The sequence below is a fragment of the Nocardiopsis salina YIM 90010 genome (assembly GCF_000341025.1).
Lineage (GTDB): Bacteria > Actinomycetota > Actinomycetes > Streptosporangiales > Streptosporangiaceae > Nocardiopsis > Nocardiopsis salina.
In genome coordinates this window covers 1-17,782 of record NZ_ANBF01000190.1, presented here as the reverse complement: position 1 = coordinate 17,782, position 17,782 = coordinate 1, and the positions used below count along the sequence as shown (strand labels likewise).

Annotated in this window: 17 protein-coding genes; 2 read left to right on the top strand and 15 right to left on the bottom strand. The window is 70.5% G+C overall.

Going from position 1 to position 17,782, the window contains the following annotated elements:
* Positions 1-16 precede the first annotated feature (16 nt).
* A complete protein-coding gene (locus tag D474_RS0121860) occupies positions 17-1,462 on the top strand; it encodes an MFS transporter (protein ID WP_017615626.1) in 1,446 nt (481 codons plus the stop codon).
* 78 nt (positions 1,463-1,540) lie between these two features.
* Here D474_RS0121860 and D474_RS0121855 read toward each other — a convergent pair whose 3' ends face one another.
* A complete protein-coding gene (locus tag D474_RS0121855; protein WP_017615625.1) occupies positions 1,541-1,837 on the bottom strand; it encodes an AbrB/MazE/SpoVT family DNA-binding domain-containing protein in 297 nt (98 codons plus the stop codon).
* A 140-nt stretch (positions 1,838-1,977) separates the two neighbouring features.
* On the opposite strand from D474_RS0121855, the gene D474_RS0121850 reads away from it, so the two are divergent.
* Complete coding sequence (locus D474_RS0121850; RefSeq protein ID WP_017615624.1) at positions 1,978-3,141, top strand: DUF418 domain-containing protein; 1,164 nt, start codon at positions 1,978-1,980, stop codon at positions 3,139-3,141.
* A gap of 116 nt (positions 3,142-3,257) precedes the next feature.
* Here the strand turns inward: D474_RS0121850 and der are convergent, their stop codons facing one another.
* The 14 genes from der to D474_RS0121780 all read right to left on the bottom strand — a co-directional run bounded on the left by der (position 3,258) and on the right by D474_RS0121780 (position 17,471).
* The gene (gene der, locus D474_RS0121845; protein WP_017615623.1) at positions 3,258-4,703 is read right to left on the bottom strand and encodes a ribosome biogenesis GTPase Der; all 1,446 of its coding nucleotides are present in this window, start codon (positions 4,701-4,703) and stop codon (positions 3,258-3,260) included.
* Positions 4,704-4,910: 207 nt separating this feature from the next.
* Positions 4,911-5,618, bottom strand: a complete 708-nt coding sequence (gene cmk / locus D474_RS0121840; RefSeq protein WP_017615622.1) for a (d)CMP kinase — start codon at positions 5,616-5,618, stop codon at positions 4,911-4,913.
* An 83-nt stretch (positions 5,619-5,701) separates the two neighbouring features.
* On the bottom strand, positions 5,702-6,820 hold the full coding sequence (locus tag D474_RS0121835; protein ID WP_026118700.1) for a prephenate dehydrogenase: 1,119 nt from the start codon (positions 6,818-6,820) through the stop codon (positions 5,702-5,704).
* 189 nt (positions 6,821-7,009) lie between these two features.
* Positions 7,010-7,372, bottom strand: coding sequence for a chorismate mutase (aroH, locus tag D474_RS0121830; RefSeq protein ID WP_017615620.1), 363 nt, complete (start codon positions 7,370-7,372; stop codon positions 7,010-7,012).
* 106 nt (positions 7,373-7,478) lie between these two features.
* Positions 7,479-8,135 carry a pseudouridine synthase gene (locus D474_RS34460; protein WP_449289365.1) on the bottom strand — a complete coding sequence of 219 codons (657 nt, stop codon included), beginning with the start codon at positions 8,133-8,135 and terminating at the stop codon, positions 7,479-7,481.
* 544 nt (positions 8,136-8,679) lie between these two features.
* Positions 8,680-9,273, bottom strand: coding sequence for an SMC-Scp complex subunit ScpB (gene scpB / locus D474_RS0121820; protein WP_017615618.1), 594 nt, complete (start codon positions 9,271-9,273; stop codon positions 8,680-8,682).
* Positions 9,270-10,100, bottom strand: a complete 831-nt coding sequence (locus D474_RS0121815) for a segregation and condensation protein A (RefSeq protein ID WP_017615617.1) — start codon at positions 10,098-10,100, stop codon at positions 9,270-9,272. Before D474_RS0121815 ends, scpB begins: the two co-directional genes overlap by 4 nt.
* A gap of 127 nt (positions 10,101-10,227) precedes the next feature.
* Positions 10,228-10,620, bottom strand: a complete 393-nt coding sequence (locus D474_RS0121810; RefSeq protein ID WP_026118698.1) for a hypothetical protein — start codon at positions 10,618-10,620, stop codon at positions 10,228-10,230.
* A complete protein-coding gene (locus tag D474_RS0121805) occupies positions 10,617-11,579 on the bottom strand; it encodes a ParA family protein (protein ID WP_017615615.1) in 963 nt (320 codons plus the stop codon). The genes D474_RS0121810 and D474_RS0121805 overlap by 4 nt, the downstream gene beginning before the upstream one ends.
* Positions 11,580-11,842: 263 nt before the next feature.
* Positions 11,843-12,838, bottom strand: coding sequence for a tyrosine recombinase (locus tag D474_RS0121800; RefSeq protein WP_017615614.1), 996 nt, complete (start codon positions 12,836-12,838; stop codon positions 11,843-11,845).
* Positions 12,835-13,503 carry an NUDIX domain-containing protein gene (locus D474_RS0121795; RefSeq protein WP_017615613.1) on the bottom strand — a complete coding sequence of 223 codons (669 nt, stop codon included), beginning with the start codon at positions 13,501-13,503 and terminating at the stop codon, positions 12,835-12,837. Before D474_RS0121795 ends, D474_RS0121800 begins: the two co-directional genes overlap by 4 nt.
* A 42-nt stretch (positions 13,504-13,545) precedes the next feature.
* Entirely contained in the window at positions 13,546-15,186 is a 1,641-nt protein-coding gene (locus D474_RS0121790; RefSeq protein ID WP_017615612.1) for a CTP synthase, read from the bottom strand.
* 269 nt (positions 15,187-15,455) lie between these two features.
* Entirely contained in the window at positions 15,456-16,379 is a 924-nt protein-coding gene (locus D474_RS0121785; RefSeq protein ID WP_017615611.1) for a hydroxymethylglutaryl-CoA lyase, read from the bottom strand.
* A gap of 96 nt (positions 16,380-16,475) precedes the next feature.
* The gene (locus D474_RS0121780; protein ID WP_017615610.1) at positions 16,476-17,471 is read right to left on the bottom strand and encodes a GNAT family N-acetyltransferase; all 996 of its coding nucleotides are present in this window, start codon (positions 17,469-17,471) and stop codon (positions 16,476-16,478) included.
* Positions 17,472-17,782 lie beyond the last annotated feature (311 nt).

Sequence of the window (17,782 nt, the reverse complement as noted above, 5' to 3'; positions counted from 1 at the left end):
CCACTGAGGGGGAGACGTGAGCGAGAAAGATCCCGGGACGGCCCCGTCCCTGAAGACCAGCCACCGGACGACCCGCAAGGCCGTCACGGCAGCGGCGATCGGAAACGCCACCGAGTGGTACGACTTCGGTGTCTACAGTTACCTCGCGGTCACCATCGGCCTGGTGTTCTATCCGGCGCAGTCCGGGGCCGTACAACTCATCGCAACGTTCACCACGTTCGCCGCGGCCTTCCTCGTCCGTCCGCTGGGCGGCATGTTCTTCGGGCCGCTCGGCGACCGCATCGGCCGCAAACAGGTCCTGGCGCTCACCATGCTGCTCATGGCGGTGAGCACCTTCTCCATCGGGCTCATCCCATCGGCGGAGACCCTGGGGATCGCCGCACCGGTCCTGCTGTTGTTCGCCCGCATGCTGCAGGGTTTCTCCACCGGCGGCGAGTACGGCGGTGCGACCACCTTCATCGCCGAGTACGCCCCGGACAGGCGCCGCGGTTTCCTGGCCTCCTGGTTGGAGTTCGGGACCGTCTCCGGTTACGTCGGCGGAGCCTCGGTCGTCACGGCCATGACTCTGCTCGTCGGCAGCGACGCGATGCTCGAGTGGGGTTGGCGCATCCCGTTCCTGCTCGCCCTGCCCCTGGGGGCCATCGGTCTGTACCTGCGCCTCAGGCTCGAGGACACCCCGGTCTTCCAGGAGAACTCGGAGGGCTTCGCCAAGGACACCCAGGGGCAGCGGCGCAAGGGGCAGTTCCGTGCCACCATCATCGACCAGTGGCGCCCGATCCTGCTGTGCATCGGCCTGGTGCTGGCCTTCAACGTCAACAATTACATGGTCACGGCCTACATGCCGACCTACCTGGACGCAGAACTGGGTTACTCGGAGACCACGGGCCTGGTCCTCACTCTGGGGGCCATGGTCCTGATGCTGGCGAGCGTGACCTTCTTCGGCCGACTCAGCGACCGGGTGGGGCGCCGTCCCGTCCTGGCCTCGGGGAGCCTGTTCGCGATCGTGCTGGCCCTGCCGGCGTTCTGGCTCCTGCAACAGGGCAACACCGCCGCAGTCGCCTTCGGTGTGGTGCTCCTGGCGATCACACTGGTGCACTTCTCCGGCACCGTCCCGTCGACGCTGCCGGCGTTCTTTCCCACCGCGGTTCGTTACGGCGCGCTGGCGATCAGCTTCAACGTCTCCGTGGCGCTGTTCGGCGGAACCACCCCGCTGGCCGCGGAGTCGCTGATCCAGGCAACCCAGAACCTGTACGCTCCGGCGCTGCTGGTCATGCTGGCCGGGGTGGTGGGGCTCATCGTGGTCTGGCGGATGAAGGAGTCCGCCGGGGAACCGCTGCCCGGTGCCCCGTCCATCCCGGTCCCCGACCGCAACGAGGGACGCGGCCTGCCCTACCCGCGCAGGACCGGCGAGAGCGGGGACCACGTACCCCCGAGCAACGTGCGTCGCCTGCCCTCCGACTGATCGCGCCGACCGACGCACACAAGAAAGGGGCGCCCCGGATCCGGTTCCGGGGCGCCCCTCACGTGTGCCACCGTGCGGTCACTCGGCCGCGTCCCCGCCTGCGGTCCCGGAGCCTTCCTCTTCGGCCATCCGCTCCTTCACCGCGGATTTCAGGACCGGGGAGAACTCCATGTTGGCCAGGAGCCGGTCGACCCTCATCAGGGCGAGCCCCTGCTCCGGGTCGCCGAGGACGAGCAGCTTGTCGCCGGCAGAGATACCCAGGTCACGACGGGCCTGGGCCGGAAGCGAGATCTGACCCCGTTCACTCACCGTCACCGCACCGTAGAAACCCCGGCCTCCGGGGCCGTGAGGTGCGCCGTCCTCTCGATCGTCCACCTGGACACCGCCTTCCACGCATGTTTCACACAACGTATCAAGCAGATCATGTCGGCAGCCGATGGCGGCATCCCTCGATCATGATTTACATGATCTACATGTCGTAGCATGCGGGGAGCTGCCCCATCGGAGGAGGACACGTGAGCACCACCGCGCCGCGAGCACTCGCACCGGACCTGGCCAGGGGTGCCATGCTGCTGGCCATCGCCTGCGCCCACGCCCCGCTGTTCGTCCTGGCCGTCGACCACGGTCCTGCCGTCCCCAACCACATCTCCCTCGCGCTGCACGAACTCTTCGTCGGCAACCACGCCCGGCCGATGTTCGCGTTCCTGTTCGGCTACGCCCTGGTCCAGATCGTGGAGCAGCGGACCGCCCGCGGCGCCGACCCGGCCGACGTCCGCTCCCTGCTGCGCCGGCGGGGCCTGTGGCTCGTGGTCTTCGGACTGGTCCACACGCTGCTGGTGCCCATCGACATCCTCGCCGCCTACGGGCTGGCCTCACTCCTGCTCCTCGGGCTCCTGCGCGCACGTGACCGGACCCTGCTGTGGGTGGGCGGCCTCACGCTGGTCCCCGGCACCCTGCTCTCCGGAGTGCCGCTGGTACTGGCCCTGTCCAACGGCGTGTCCACGTTCGACATCGGCAGCCTGGCCGTTCCGGCCGGCACGGACCCGGGCGCCCTCCACCTCCAACGGCTACCGGGCGCACCCATCGGAGCGGCCGTCGCGACGATCATGGTGGTGCCGGGGGTGATCGCGGGTCTGTGGGCGGCCCGGCGACGCCTGTTGGAGGAGCCCGAGCGCAACCGGACCTTCCTGGTGTGGGCCGTCGTGCTCACCATGGCTGTCTCCGCCCTCGGTGCCCTGCCGTCGATCCTCGCCCGGACCGGCCTGTGGGAGGCCTCCTCGGCGGCGGCCGTGTGGGGGACGGCCCTGCTCCAACCGCTGACCGGCTACTTCGGCGGTTTCGGGACGGCCGGGCTGATCGCCCTGGTGGCGATCCGTGCGGCACGCTCACCCGGCCCCGCGACCACCGCGATCCAGGCGCTGGGCCGGCGCTCACTGACCTTCTACCTGCTGCAGAGCGCGGTGTTCGTGGCGGTCTTCTCTCCTCCGGCCCTGGGTCTGCAGGACCGCATGGGACTGGCCGGGTCCTTCGGGGTGGCCGCCGCGATCTGGGCCGTCTCGGTCGTGGCCGCCGACCTGATGCGACGCGGGAACCATCGCGGCCCCGCGGAGATCCTTCTGCGCCGCCTCACCGACCGCGCACCATCGGCGGCACGGGAGCAGACACCGTTCCAGGCCTGACCGCGGAACGGTTCCCGTCCACCGCACGAAGAAGGGGGTGCCCCGTGCGGAGCACCCCCTCAGTACTTCTCCGACCACGGACCTGGCCCCGGGCCGCAGCCTTCGGCGAGCGGTTCCTAGCGGCGTCCGCCCCGCGGCTTGCTTTCGTTGCGCCGGCTGCCCTTCGACGCGCGCAGCTGCGAACCCGAGGCGTTCTTCTTCTCCCGGATGCGCATACTGATGTGCACCGGGGAGCCTTCGAACCCGAAGTCCTCACGCAGCTTGCGTTCGATGAAGCGCCGGTAGTTGTCCTCGAGGAACCCGGTCGTGAACAGGATGAAGTGCGGCGGGCGCGCACCGGCCTGTGTCGCGAACAGGATCTTGGGCTGCTTTCCGCCGCGCGCCGGCGGGGGCGTGGCCGCGACCAGCTCCTTGATCCAGTTGTTGAGCTGCCCGGTGGAGATGCGCTGGTTCCATCCGGCCAGGCTCGTCTCGATCGCCGGGACCAGCTTCTCCATGTGGCGCCCGGTGCGCGCGGACACGTTCACGCGGGGGGCCCATGAGACGCGGGAGAGCTGGCGGTCGATCTCCTTCTCCAGGTAGTAACGGCGCTCGTCGTCGAGCACGTCCCACTTGTTGAAGGCCAGCACCAGACCGCGCCCGGCCTCCACGACCTGTTCGACGACGCGGATGTCCTGCTCGGCCAGCGGCTCGCTGACGTCCATGAGAACGACCGCGACCTCGGCACGCTCCAGCGCCTGGCCCGTGCGCATCGTGGCGTAGTAGTCGGCGCCCTGGAGGGCCCGGTAGCGGCGGCGGATACCGGCGGTGTCGATGAACTTCCAGGTCTGTCCACCCAGCTCGATGAGCTCGTCCACGGAGTCGCGGGTGGTGCCGGCCACCGAGTCCACGACGACGCGGTCCTCCTCGGCGACCTGATTGAGCAGGCTGGACTTGCCCACGTTGGGACGGCCCACCAGGGCGATGCGGGGCGGGCCCGCCTCCTCGTCATGGTCGAAGACCGGCTCGGGCTTCTCGGGGAAGGACTCCACGACGGCGTCGAGCAGGTCGCCCGTGCCGCGGCCGTGCAGGGCGCTGATGGTGTAGGGCTCGCCCACACCCAGGTTCCACAGTTCGAGGGCGTCGGACTCCTGCATCTGCCCGTCGACCTTGTTCGCGGCCAGGACGACCGGCTTCTCGGCTCTGCGCAGCACACGGGTGACGGCGGCGTCGGCGTCGGTGATGCCCACGGTGGCATCGACGACGAACAGGACCACGTCTGCGGTCCGGGCGGCGTACTCGGCCTGGCGGGCGACCATGGCGGCCAGCCCGCTGACGCTGGTCTCCCACCCGCCGGTGTCGACGAGGGTGAAGGGGATGCCCTGCCACTCGGCGTCGTAGGCGACCCGGTCGCGGGTCACGCCGGGCACGTCCTCGACCACGGCCTCACGGCGGCGGATGATCCGGTTGACCAGGCTGGACTTGCCCACGTTGGGGCGGCCGACCACCGCGACGACGGGGACCGGGGTCTCCTCCTCGCCCTCTGGTGCGTCGACCACGTCGGTCACGTCGAACTCACTCATGTACTGCTCCCGGTACTCGGTCCCCACGCGCCCAGGATGCGTGCCGCGAGGACAATGGAAAACTGCGCTGCCCGGAGGAAGAACTCCGGGCACGGTCGTGCAGGGCGCCCGGACAGGCGCCCCGCGGCCACGGGGAACAACCCCGTCAGGTGCTGTTGTGTTCCCGCACGGGTGCGGAACCGCTGGTCGGTGCAGGCGGCGGTGGTGCTACTCGGCGGTGACGGCGGCGCGCGCCTCGTCCGCCAACCCGACGACCAGCGCGATGACCTGCTCCAGATCCAGACCGGTGGTGTCGAGCTCGGTGGCATCGGCGGTCTGCGTCAGCGGGGAGTCCTTGCGGCTGGAGTCCAGCGCGTCGCGGCGCGCCAGGTCGGCCTGGGTGCCGGCCACGTCCGTGGTGCGCACCTCCTTGCTGCGGCGCGAGGCACGTGCCTCGGCCGAAGCGGTCAGGAACAGCTTCACCGGAGCGTCGGGGGCGACCACGGTCGTGATGTCGCGGCCCTCCACGACGATGCCCTCGCTCTCGGCGCGGGCAGCGGCGATGATCTCCCGCTGCGTACGCACCAGGCGCTCGCGGGCCTCGGGCACGGCCGAGACGGCACTGACGTTGCCGGTGACGTCCTTGCCGCGGATCTCGGCGGCCACGTCGCGGCCGTCGACGGCGACGGTGGGAGCGCTCGGGTCGGTGCCCATGGTCAGCTCGGGGCGGTCGACCACCGCAGCCACGGCGGCGGCGTCGGCCACGTCCACGCCCTGGTCCAGCATCCACCACGTCAGGGCCCGGTACATCGCCCCGGTGTCCAGGTACCGCAGGTCGCGCGCCTTGGCCACACCACGGGAGGTGCTCGACTTGCCCGACCCGGAGGGACCGTCGATCGCGATGACGATGCCCTCGGTGTTGCCCTGCGCGTTCACTGCTGTCGACTCCCGGTCGCCGGAGGTGTAAAACGGATCCGCCACAGCGTACCCCCGACGCGGTGGCACTCCGGACGTTCCGGTCAGCGCCCCGGGTGCACCGACCACCCGGCCGCGGACAGGGCCCGCACGAGGGTGTCCTCGGCCTCGGGGAGCACCGACAGCGACACCGTGCCCATGGGCAGCCCGGGGGTGTGCTCGATACGCACGTCCTCGATGTTGACACCGGCCTCACCCGCGGCCGCGAAGAGGCGGCCCAGCACACCGGGCTCGTCGGAGACGACCACGGGCAGGACGGCCCAGGACGGACGCCGCGCCGCTCCGTGCTTGCCGGGCAGGCGCCCCTGTCCGGTGCGCCCGCGTTCGAGCACGTCCCGGACGGGCGCAAGGTCGGTGTCGGGCCCCTGCGCCTGCTCGAGGGAACGCGCGGTGCCGGTGAGGTCCCGGGCCATCTCACGCAGCACACCCGCCACGGGTGCGGCGTTGTGGCTCAGGATCGCGGTCCACATGCCGGGGTCGCCGCCGGCCACCCGGGTGACGTCGCGTACGCCCTGACCGGCCAGCGCCAACGCGGACGCGTCGCCCTCCAACAGCCGCGCGGCCATGGCGGATGCGGCCATGTGGGGGGCGTGGGAGACCAGGGCCACGGCACGGTCGTGTGCGGAGGGCTCCAGCACCAGCGGGTCGGCACCGCACAGGCGCGCGACCTGCGAGACCGCGGTCACGGCCCCCGCGTCGGCCTTGCCGGTGGGGCACAGCGCCCAGGAACGCCCCAGGAACAGGTCGGAGCGGGCCGCGCCGGGGCCGCTCTTCTCCCGGCCTCCCATGGGGTGCCCGGGCACGAACGTGGCCAGGTCGCATCCGAGCCGCTCGGCACCGGCGACCACACTGGACTTGACGCTGGCAGCGTCGGTGTAGACCTGCGCCAGTGCCCGGTCCTGGGCCTCCTTCAACACCTCGGGCACGGCCTCCGGGGGTGCGGCCACCACGGCCACGTCCGCCGGAACGGCCGGGGTGCCCTCCTCCAGAGGACGTCCCGCGTCCAGATCGGCGGCCATGCGCAGGGAGGCGGGGTCGGGGTCGGACAGGGCCACGTCCACCCCGTGCGAGCGCAGGGCCAGCGCGATCGAGGTGCCGATCAGGCCCGTCCCGAGCACCACGACACGTTCCACGTCCGGCCGTCCCCCGTGGTCTGTGGTCACCGTCTCCTCCAGTACTGCACTTCCTGCTCCCGGCCCACCCCGGTTGTCCTCCCAGCTTAGGGCCTGTTTGGTGGACGCCTTCCGTCGCTTCGACCGACTACTGCGCCGTGAGGCGTCGTTCGAGGGTCGGTGGCGGGTGACGGTGTGGGCCGGTGTTCGCCGAGCAGGCCCAGGGGCCCGGGGAGCGGGCTACTGCGCGATGTCCAGGCGCAGGGCCTGGGCGCCGCGCAGGTACACGTGCTGGACCTCGGAGCGTGGCAGTCCGGTCTCCACGTGCGCCATGAGCCGCACCACGCGGGGAAGCGCGTGCGGCACGTCGATCTCGGTGGCGCACATGAGCGGCACGTCGGAGAAGCCCACCTTGCGCGCGGCCAGGGCCGGGAACTCGCTGTTGATGTCGGGGGTGGCGGTGAACAGCACGCTGATCACGTCGTCGGTGGTCAGCGCGTTGCGCCGCATCACCTCCGCGACGAGCTCGGCCGTGGCCTCCAACACCTGCTCGCGTTCGTCCGCGTCGACCTGAACCGCACCCCGGATGGCACGTACCGCCACGTTCGATCCCGCCTTATACGTCGCTGTGGAATGAGGGGCCGTCACCCGGAACGAGCGACGGCGGCCACGGCCGAAGGGTTCGGGCCGTGACCGCCGTCAACTGTATCTACAGGCCCGCGGCCCGGTAGAGCTCGCTCACCTCTCGTGAGGTCAGCGCGCGCATCGTGCCCAGTTTGAGGGCCTTGAGGTCGATCGGGCCGACCTGGGTGCGTGCCAGGTCCGAGACCGGGTGGCCGACCTCCTCCATGAGGCGGCGCACGATGTGCTTGCGCCCCTCGTGCAGGCGGATCTCCACCATGGACTTGGGTTCGGCGTCGTCGACCACGCGGAAGGAGTCGACCTCCACGGGCCCGTCGTCGAGCTCGACGCCCTTGCGCAGGCGCCGCACCACGGACTGGGACACAGGGCCGGGCACCTTGGCGATGTAGGTCTTGACGACCTTGTACCGCGGGTGGGTGAGCCGGTTGGCGAGGTCCCCGTCGTTGGTCAGCAGGATCAGGCCCTCGGTCTCGGTGTCCAGCCGGCCCACGTGGAAGATGCGCTCGGAGGTCTGGCCGGTGTAGTCGGCCAGGGTCGGGCGCCCCTGCGGGTCCCACATGGTGCTGACCACGCCCCGCGGCTTGTTGAGGGCGAAGTACAGCTTGTCGGGTGCGGTGACCACGCGCATACCGTCCACGCGGATCTCGGACTTCTCCGGGTCCACGCGGGCGCCGAAACGACGGACAGTCTCACCGTCGACGCTGACGCGACCGGCGGCGATCATGTCCTCGCTGGCGCGGCGGCTGGCGACACCAGCGGCGGCGAGGGCCTTCTGGAGCCGGATCCCGCCCGGGACGTCGTTGTAGGTGTCACGGTCCTTGTCGCGACGGTCCTCGTCACTGGGCTCGTAGTCCTTGCGCAGGGTGCGCAGGCGCTCCTGCGCGGCGCGGGACAGCTGAGCCTCGTTGCGGACCCCCCCGCCCTGGTTCGAGCGCTGCTCGGNGGGGGGGGGGCGCCCGCCACGGCGGTCGTCACGGTTGCCGCGGTGCTTGCGGTCCTCCCGGTTGCCGCCGCGGCGGTCACGGTCGTCACGCCGACGGTCGTCGCGCCGGTCACCCCGGTCGCGCCCGTCCCTCCGTCCGTCGCGGTCCCCGCCACGTCGGTCGTCCCGGCCTCCCCGGGAATCGCGGTCGTCACGGCGCCGGTCGCCCCGGCCGCCGCGGAAGTCTCTGTCGTCACGGCCGCGGAAATCGCGTCCCCGTCCGTGGTTGCGGCCCTTGGGGCCGCGGTCGTCTCTGTGGTCGCCGCGCTCACCGCGCGGGGCGTTGTCAGTACTCACCGGTGTCGTCTAGACCTTCGATGTCGTCGGGGAGGAACGGGGCGAGGTCGGGCAGCTCGTCGAGACCGCGCAGTCCAAGCCGTTCCAGGAAGTAGGTCGTGGTCCGATACAGCAGGGCACCGGACTCGGGATCGTGTCCGGTTTCCTCGATCAGTCCCCTCAGTACGAGGGTACGCATCACGCCGTCGCAGTTGACACCGCGTACGCCCGAGACCCTGCCGCGTGAGACCGGTTGGCGGTAGGCAACCACGGCCAACGTCTCCAGCGCGGCCTGGGTCAGCCGCACCTCCTGGCCTTCCTTGAGGAAGTGCTCGACGACGTCGGCGCACTCGGGTCGGGTGTAGAAACGCCACCCCTCGGCCACCGCTCGCAGGTCGAAACCACGGCCCTGCTCCGTGTATTCCCGCGACAGCGATTCGAGGGCGCTGGTCACCTCGTCGACGGGAGCGTCGACGCCCTTGGCGAGGTCGTACTCGGACACGGGCTGGTCGACCACCATCAGAACCGCCTCGAGGTCGCGGTACAGCTCGGGGCGCCCGGAGAGATCTCCCACATCGGCTCCGGCGGTGTACTCGGCGGTCATGCGGACTCCCCCGTCTGCTCGGTCTCGTCGTACTCGCTGTCGACCACGACCTGGCCCTCTCCTCCGGTCCAGGTGACGGAGAGTTCTCCGAGCGGATCGGGCTGGTCGAAGGCCACGTTGTCGGCCCGGTACAGCTCCAGCAGGGAAAGGAACCGGGCGACGACCTCGAAGGTACCGTCACACTCGGCGGTCAGTTCCGCGAACGTCAGGGTGCCGTGCTCGCGCAAGGCGGCCACCACCAACTCGCCCTGTTCCTTGACCGAGGTCTTGGTCTGGTGGATGTGCGTGACCGGAACGCTCGGGGGCTCCTCGGGGGTGAAGACCTTGCCGGCCAGCGCCGCGAACTCCTGCGGACCCAGCTTGAACAGCACCTCGGGGCGCAGCGCCGCGAACTGGTCCTCCAACGGCACCGCACGCGGGTAACGGCGGCCCTGGGCGGCCATGCGCTCACGCATGATCGCGGCGACCTCCTTGTAGGCACGGTACTGCAACAGGCGCGCGAACAGCAGGTCGCGGGCTTCCAGCAGCGCCAGGTCGGCCTCGTCCTCGACGTCACCGCGCGGCAGCAGACGGGCCGCCTTGAGGTCGAGCAGGGTCGCCGCGACCACCAGGAAGTTGCTCGCCTGGTCGAGGTCCCAACCTTCCTCGTGCGCGCGGATGTGCGCGATGAACTCGTCGGTGACCTTCGACAGGGACACCTCGGTGATGTCGAGCTTGTGCTTGGAGATCAGCCCGAGCAGAAGGTCGAAGGGACCCTCGAAGTTGTCCAGGTGCACCTGGAAGGCGTTCTCGTCGACCTCCTCGGCCGCGTGTTCCTCAACCGCCATACCGGACACCCGACCGCCCCCGCGTCTCGTCACTNGGGTCCCCCCCGCCGGGAGCGGCGGACGGCACCCTCGTGGATTCGTCGTTCGGCACCTGTCCCTCCGCTTTCCCGGCGGCGGGACGGCGCCCTTATTCTTCGGTCAACCGACGTACCAGCATGCTGGAGGCACCGTTCTGCTCGAAGTCGGCGAGCAGGACGGCGACCGCCTCGCGCACGAGCCGGCCCCGATCGGCGCTGAGCCCGTGCTCGGCCCGCAGGGACAGTCGTGTCTGTTCCAGGGCCAACAGCTCAGGGCTGGAGATGTAGACGGTGATCTTCTCGTCGTGGCGCTGCCGCCCGCTGGGTTTGGGCGCACGGGAGATCTCCGTGGCCTTCTTTCCCCGTCGTGGTGCAGGCGCAGTGCCGCTGTCGTCCCCGTTGCGCTGCCTGGGTGCTTCGTACTGGCTGTCGGTCTCCGTGTCCGGCGTGTCCTCGGAACCTGCGGAGCGGAAGAACATCTCGTCCGCCCCAGGAAGGTTCACGCGCCGTGACCGCTGAGAGGCCACCTAGCCAGCACCTCCTTGGCCAGGTCCCGATAGGCGTTGGCCCCGGCCGAGGACGAGTCGAACCTCGTGATCGGTTCGCCCGCCACGGTGGCGTCCGGGAAGCGCACGGTCCGGTTGATGACCGTTCCGTAGACCTTGTCGCCGAACCCGTCGACGATGGTGGACAACACCTCACGGGCGTGCAGCGTGCGCGGGTCGTACATGGTGCCCAGGAAACCGTCGATGACCAGCTGCTCGTTGAGGCGTTCCTGCACCTTCTGGATGGTGTCCATGAGCAGTGCCACCCCGCGCAGCGCGAAGAACTCGCACTCCAGCGGGACGACGACACCGTCGGCTGCAGTGAGCGCGTTGACGGTGAGCAGGCCGAGCGAGGGTTGGCAGTCGATGAGTACGACGTCGTAGTCGTCGATCACCGGGCGCAGGGCGCGGGCGAGCATCTGCTCGCGCGCGACCTCTCCGACCAGCTGGACCTCTGCGGCCGACAGGTCGATGTTGCTCGGGATCAGGTCCAGGCCCTCGACGTCGGTCTTGAGCAGAACGTCCTCGACCGACACGTCGCGCTGCATGAGCAGGTTGTAGACGGTCAGGTCGAGTTCGCGCGGGTCCAGCCGGCCGAGCCCGACCGAGAGCGCGCCCTGCGGGTCGAAGTCGACCAGCAGCACACGTCTGCCGTACTCGGCGATGGCCGCCCCGAGGTTGATGGTGGTGGTGGTCTTCCCGACCCCACCCTTCTGGTTACACAGTGCTACAATCCGTGCCGGACCGTGCTCGTGGACCGGCGCCGGCTCCGGAAAGTCCTGCGTTTCAGGTCTTGCGGTGTGCAGATCGGCCCCCGTGTCGCGTGTCGTTCCCCAGGGGTTGGTCACCGGGTCGGCGAGCTCCCCCTCGCCGACGGGTGCGGTGTGCGCATCCACGTCGTTCTCCGCCCAGTTCACAACCCTTGACCTCCCCCACGGACCGCCCGGGCCGCAGAGTGCTCCTCTGGGCCGGGGCCGCCGTCGGAAACTCAATATGTCGACAGCAAGGTACCTCTGTGCGGCGACTCTAGAACGACGACACGACGCACTTCAACATGATCCTGCGAGGATCCCCGCCACGGCCGGACCGCCCTGGGGGCCGTCCGTACCATCATTTCTCGTAGGGAAAGAGTACACACTGGGCGCGGGTGCCTCACCCGGTTCTCCCGGCCCGGGTCCACTCACCGAGCGGCCGCGTAGCGGGCCCTCGGGTGGCTGACCGCGTACACCTCGCGAAGGTGATCGACGGTGACCAGGGTGTACACCTGTGTGGTCGTCACCGAACTGTGTCCCAGGAGTTCCTGGACCACCCTGATGTCGGCGCCTCCGTCGAGCAGATGGGTCGCGAAGGAGTGCCGCAGCGTGTGCGGAGAGACGCCCTCCACACCGGCGCGTGCGGCCACCGCTCCCAGCACGCCCCATCCGCCCTGACGGGTCAGGCGACCGCCCCGGGCGTTGAGGAACAGTGCAGGGCCGCCCTTGCCGGACCGTCCCAGCAGCGACGGGCGCACCCGCACCAGGTAGGCTTGCAGGGCGCGGCTCGCGTACGACCCCAGCGGCACGAGGCGCTCGTGCCCGCCCTTACCGCGGAACTGCACCAGGCCGACCCCGCCGTCACCGGACTCCACCGCCTCGGCGACGTCGTCCACGTCCAACCCGACCGTCTCGGAGATGCGCGCGCCGGTGCCGTAGAGCACCTCCAGCAGCGCCCGGTCACGCAGGGCGAGCAGATCGGCGCGCGCACCGGAGGCGGGCGAGGACGCCGGCCCCGCGGCATCCAGGATGCGTTCGCCCGCCTCCAACGGCACCGCCTTGGGCAGGCGCATCGGCGGCACGGGCGGGGCGACCTCCGCGGCCGGATCGGTGCGGCACCACCCCTCGCGCAGGGCGAAGGCGTGCAGCCCGCGCACGGCCGCCAGGGCCCGCCCGGCCGAGGCGGCGCTCAGCGGACGGTGCTCCTCGTCGCCCTCGCGCAGCGCCGTGAGGAAGGCCCGAACCTGCGCCGGCCCCACCCCCGCAGGCCCGGCGACGCCGTCGTCGGCGAGGAAGACGTCGTAGCGGCGCAGGTCGCGCCGGTAGGCCAGCAGGGTGTTGTCGGCCAGTGCACGTTCGGCCGCCAAGTGGTCCAGGTAGGCGCCGCACAACCGGGCCAGGGGTCCCCCGTCCGAGCCGCTCACCGCTCGGACACGTCCGGCAGGTCGGCGAAGCCGTTGCGGGCCGCGGTCTGCACGGCCAGGATCCCGACCATCGTGATGCCGTTGCGTACGTGCCCGCCCATCACCAGGTCGACCGCCTCCTCCAGTGGGACCCAAGCGCCGACGAGGTCGGCCTCCTCGTGCCGGCGCACGAACCCGTTCTCCTCCTCCGGCACCGCCGAAAGGCCGCGCGCCAGATACAGGTGCACGACCTCGTCGGACACACCGGGGCTGGCCAGCATCGACGGGAGTTCGTTCCAGGTGCGGGCGCGCAGCCCGGCCTCCTCCACGAGTTCCCGCCGGGCGGTGGCCACCGGGGGTTCTCCCTCCACGTCCAGCATCCCCGCGGGCAGTTCCCACAGCTTGTGCCGGACCGCGTGCCGGTACTGGCGCTGCAACAGCACCCGGCCCCACTCGTCCAGGGCCACCACCGTGGCGGCCCCGGGGTGGCGCAGGTAGTCACGCGCGGCCGCGACGGTGCCCCCGTCGGGGCCGTCGGGCATCTCCACCCGGTCGGTGGTCAGGGCGAACACCGGACCGCTGTAGCGCTCCTGCGTGCTCTCCACCGGCCACGACGCGGGGACGTCCGCGACCTGCGCGGACGCCCCCGCATCCTGCTGCGCGCTCGGGTGGGTATCAGTGCCCATGTGTGCCTCTCATCGACGACCGCTCCCACCCGACCTCCGGGCTCAGCCCTCCTTGTGCCGCAGGGCCGCGCTGATCAGCCCCTTGAACACCGGGTTGGCCTTGGTCGGACGGGAGCGCAGCTCCGGGTGCGCCTGGGTGGCCACGAAGAACGGGTGCGCCTCCCGGGGCAGCTCCACGTACTCCACCAGCTTGCCATCGGGCGAGAGCCCGGAGAACACCATCCCGGCGTCCTCGAGCTTGCCGCGGTAGGCGTTGTTGACCTCGAAGCGGTGGCGGTGCCGCTCGGAGGCCTGCGCCTCGTTGTCGTAGAGCTCGCGCACCAGGGTGCCCTCACCCAGGGCCGCCGGGTACATGCCCAGGCGCATCGTGCCGCCCATGTCACGGTCACCGGACACGACGTCGGTCTGGTCTGCCATGGTCGCGATGACCGGCTCGGCCGCCTTGTCGTCGAACTCGATGCTGTTGGCGCCTTCCAGGCCCAGGACGTTGCGGGTGTACTCGATGACCATCGCCTGCAGGCCCAGGCAGATGCCCAGCAGCGGGATCCCGTTCTCACGGGCGTAACGGATCGCACCGAGCTTGCCCTCGATACCGCGCACTCCGAACCCGCCGGGGATCAGCACGCCGTCGGCCCCGTCGAGCTCGGCGGCCGCACCCGAGGGGCTGGCGCAGTTGTCGCTGGCCACCCACCGCAGGTTGACGTGGGTGTTGGTGGCGAAGCCGCCGGCGCGCAGGGCCTCGCTGACCGAAAGGTAGGCGTCGGGCAGGTCGATGTACTTGCCGACCAGGGCGATGGTGACCTCGTGGTCGGGCTGGTGCACGCGGCGCAGCAGTTCGTCCCACTCGGTCCAGTCGACGTCGCGGAAGGGCATGCCCAGGCGACGCACGACGTAGGCGTCCAGACCCTCGCGGTGCAGGACCTTGGGGATGTCGTAGATCGAGGGGGCGTCGGGTGTGGAGACCACACCGGCCTCGTCCACGTCGCACATGAGGCTGATCTTGGACTTCAGGCTCTGGGTGATGGGCCGGTCCGAGCGGCAGACGATCGCGTCCGGCTGGATACCGATGCTGCGCAGCTGCGCGACCGAGTGCTGGGTCGGCTTGGTCTTCATCTCACCGGAGGGGCCCAGGAACGGGATCAGCGAGACGTGGAGGAAGAAGCAGTTGTCCCGGCCGATCTCGTGCCTGATCTGCCGGACGGCCTCGAGGAAGGGCTGCGACTCGATGTCGCCGACGGTGCCGCCGATCTCGGTGATGACGATGTCGGCGTCGCCAGCGTCCATCGCGTAGATGCTGGCCTTGATCTCGTTGGTGATGTGCGGGATGACCTGCACGGTGTCACCGAGGTAGGCGCCCTGACGCTCCTTGGCGATGACGCTGGAGTAGATCTGCCCGGTGGTGACGTTGGCCGAGGCGGACAGCTCGGTGTCCAGGAACCGCTCGTAGTGGCCGACGTCCAGGTCGGTCTCGGCCCCGTCGTCGGTGACGAAGACCTCGCCGTGCTGGAAGGGGTTCATCGTCCCGGGATCGACGTTGAGGTAGGGGTCGAGCTTCTGCATGGTGACCCGCAGCCCACGCGACTTGAGGAGCCGCCCCAGGCTGGAGGCGGTCAGACCCTTGCCCAGACTGGAGGCGACGCCGCCAGTAACGAAAATGTGCTTGGTACTCGCGGCGGATGCCAAAGTGTTGCTCCCGTGGGTTGAGTGGCTACGGCGGGCTCGGGTCGCACTGAGCGGCCGTGCGGTGGTCCGGTTCCGAGCTGCTGAAGCGCGCTCGGGCCGCCGGACTCCACGGGGCACCAGGATAACAGGCCCCGATCGGTCCACACGCGGCAACGTCGGGACCGGGAGGCCTGTTCCCTCCGTTGACCTGCCGAATCGCCGCACCCGGGGGCCGCAGGACCCGGTGTCGGGTGGAACACAGCCCTCCCCCGGCCCCTCGGCCGAACCCCTCAGGAGGGGAAGGCGCCGGCCCGACTCAGGTACGCCTGCGGCGTCTTGTCGAGGCGCTCGCCCATCCACTCGGCCACCCCGATCGCACCGGACAGGCTCACCCCGGTGCGCAGCCCGCTGCGGTGCAGCATGTACAGCAGATCCTCGGTACCGATGTTTCCGGTGGCTGCCGGCGCGAAGGGACAGCCACCGAACCCGCCGAGGCTGGAGTCGAGAACCCGCACCCCCGCCTCCACCGCAGCCAGGGCGTTGGCATAACCGGTGTTGCGGGTGTTGTGGAAATGGCAACGCAGGGCGCGCCCTCCCGCTACCTGCGCCGTACGCTCCAGCAGGTCGGTCACCTGGCGCGGTACCCCTACTCCGATGGTGTCGGCCAGCGCGATCTCCACCGCGGAGGTCTGGGCCACGCGCCGCACCACCTCCACCACCTGCCCGGCGGGCACCTCCCCGTCGAAGGGGCAGCCGAACGCGGTCGAGACGGTCACGCTCAACGGGATCCCGGCGCCCTCCAGAGCGCGGTCGATGCCCTCCAGGGACTCCAGCATCGCCTCGACGGTCGTGCCCTGGTTGCGCACGCTGAATCCGTCGGTGGCCGGAACGGCCACGTTGACCTCGGCGACCCCCGCCTCCACGGCCCGGTCCAGGCCCTTGCGGTTGAGCACCAGTCCGATCGAGGCGTCCCGGGCCGCCGCCGACAGCGAGGCCATGATCTCCTCCGCCCCCGCCATCTGCGGCACCCGCTCGGGGTTGACGAAGCTCACGGCCTCGATACGTTCCACCCCGGACGCAACGGCCCGCTCGACGAGCTCCACTCGGTCGTGCACGGCAAGCGTGCGGTCCTCGTTCTGGAGCCCGTCACGCGGACCCACCTCGACGATCTGCACGTGCTCGCCACCCTCGGGGCCACGGTCCATGGTGGTCATCGCACCTCACCTCTCCTGCCGCTCGCTCGGCCGCGGCCAGCGTAGCGACCAGTACGTGAAGCGGACCACACCGGGGCCGCGGCGAGCACAGAAGGATCAGCGCAGCGCCAGGGCGGGACGGACCTCCCATGTCGTCCACACCGGCCGGTACCCCATGCGGTGCCAGAAAGGACCGGAGAGCGGGTTCATCGCCGCGTAGTTCAGCACCGAGACCGACACCCCGTAGGAATCCAACGCCTGGTGCGCCTGCCCCACCAGGGCGGTACCGATCCCGCTCCCGCGCTCGTCGGCGGCCACCACCCCGTACCCGATGTGGGCGATCGGCCGCGCCCGCACCAACGACTTGGCCCACCGGGAACGCTCCGGCGGCGACACCCAGATCAGTCCCACCGCACGGCCGCGGCGTTCGGCCAACCAGATCCACGACCGGGACCGGTTCAACGCCCGCGCCGCCACCCTGCGGGTCTGCTCAGCGGTGTCGGGCTGCAGGAACACCCCGCCGAAGTTCTGCTCGTAGCGGTGCTCCTCCATGAGCAGCGCAACCACCTGCGCCAGGTCGCCCCGGTCGGCCAGACGGATCGTCACGTCGTGCGGCGGCAGCGACGGGGGCACCCCGCGGCGGCGCGGGCGCGCGGCCAACACCGTGTAGGGCTGCAGACCGTGGCGCTGCAGCGGGATGATTCCGGCCACGTCCCTGGCCGGCCAGCTCACCAGGGCCGCAGACTCCGGGCCGGTCCCCGTCGGCAGGTCCTCGAGCTGGTCACGCCAGCTGGTCAGCAGCGAGTCCAACGCCCTGCCGGGGTCGGGGCCGCCCACCACGGGGGTCAGCCAGTGCTGGTCGGGCACGCCCCAGATACGGCCGACCTCACCCGGCTGGTACCAGGTGTAGTGCATGCTCCCGGCGGCTACGGCACGGCTGTCCTCGTCACTGACGGTCAGCAGGGGGTAGGAATCGGGAGCGAAACCGACGGGTTCGGGCAGGAGAGGGTCGGCCTCGCTCCAGCGCTGGGCGGCCGAGCGCACCAGCGGGTCGAGCCCGATGTCGCCACCGGGCGTCCCCTCATGCCGCACACGCGCGACATAACCGCTCATCCACCCCTCCCCTTCGGCGGGTCTGCTCCGTCGAGTGCGCGGTGCGGGATGTGCCTCGAACCACGCACAGGGACCGCACCACCGTAACCGATACCCGGTGTCACTCGGGCGGCGGGGCGATGGCCCGACAGGAACGGGTCCTTCGCGGTGGCAGGGGTTGTGGCGTACAGGACCTGTTCGGCGGAGGCCTTCGGCCGCTCCGTCCGGCTGCTGCGCCGTCGGGCGGAGGACGGGGATCTTGCTACCAGAGCCAATATCGGCGCTCTCGTGTTTCGCGGTTTTTGGAGTTGTGTCTGGTTCAAAGGAGCCCG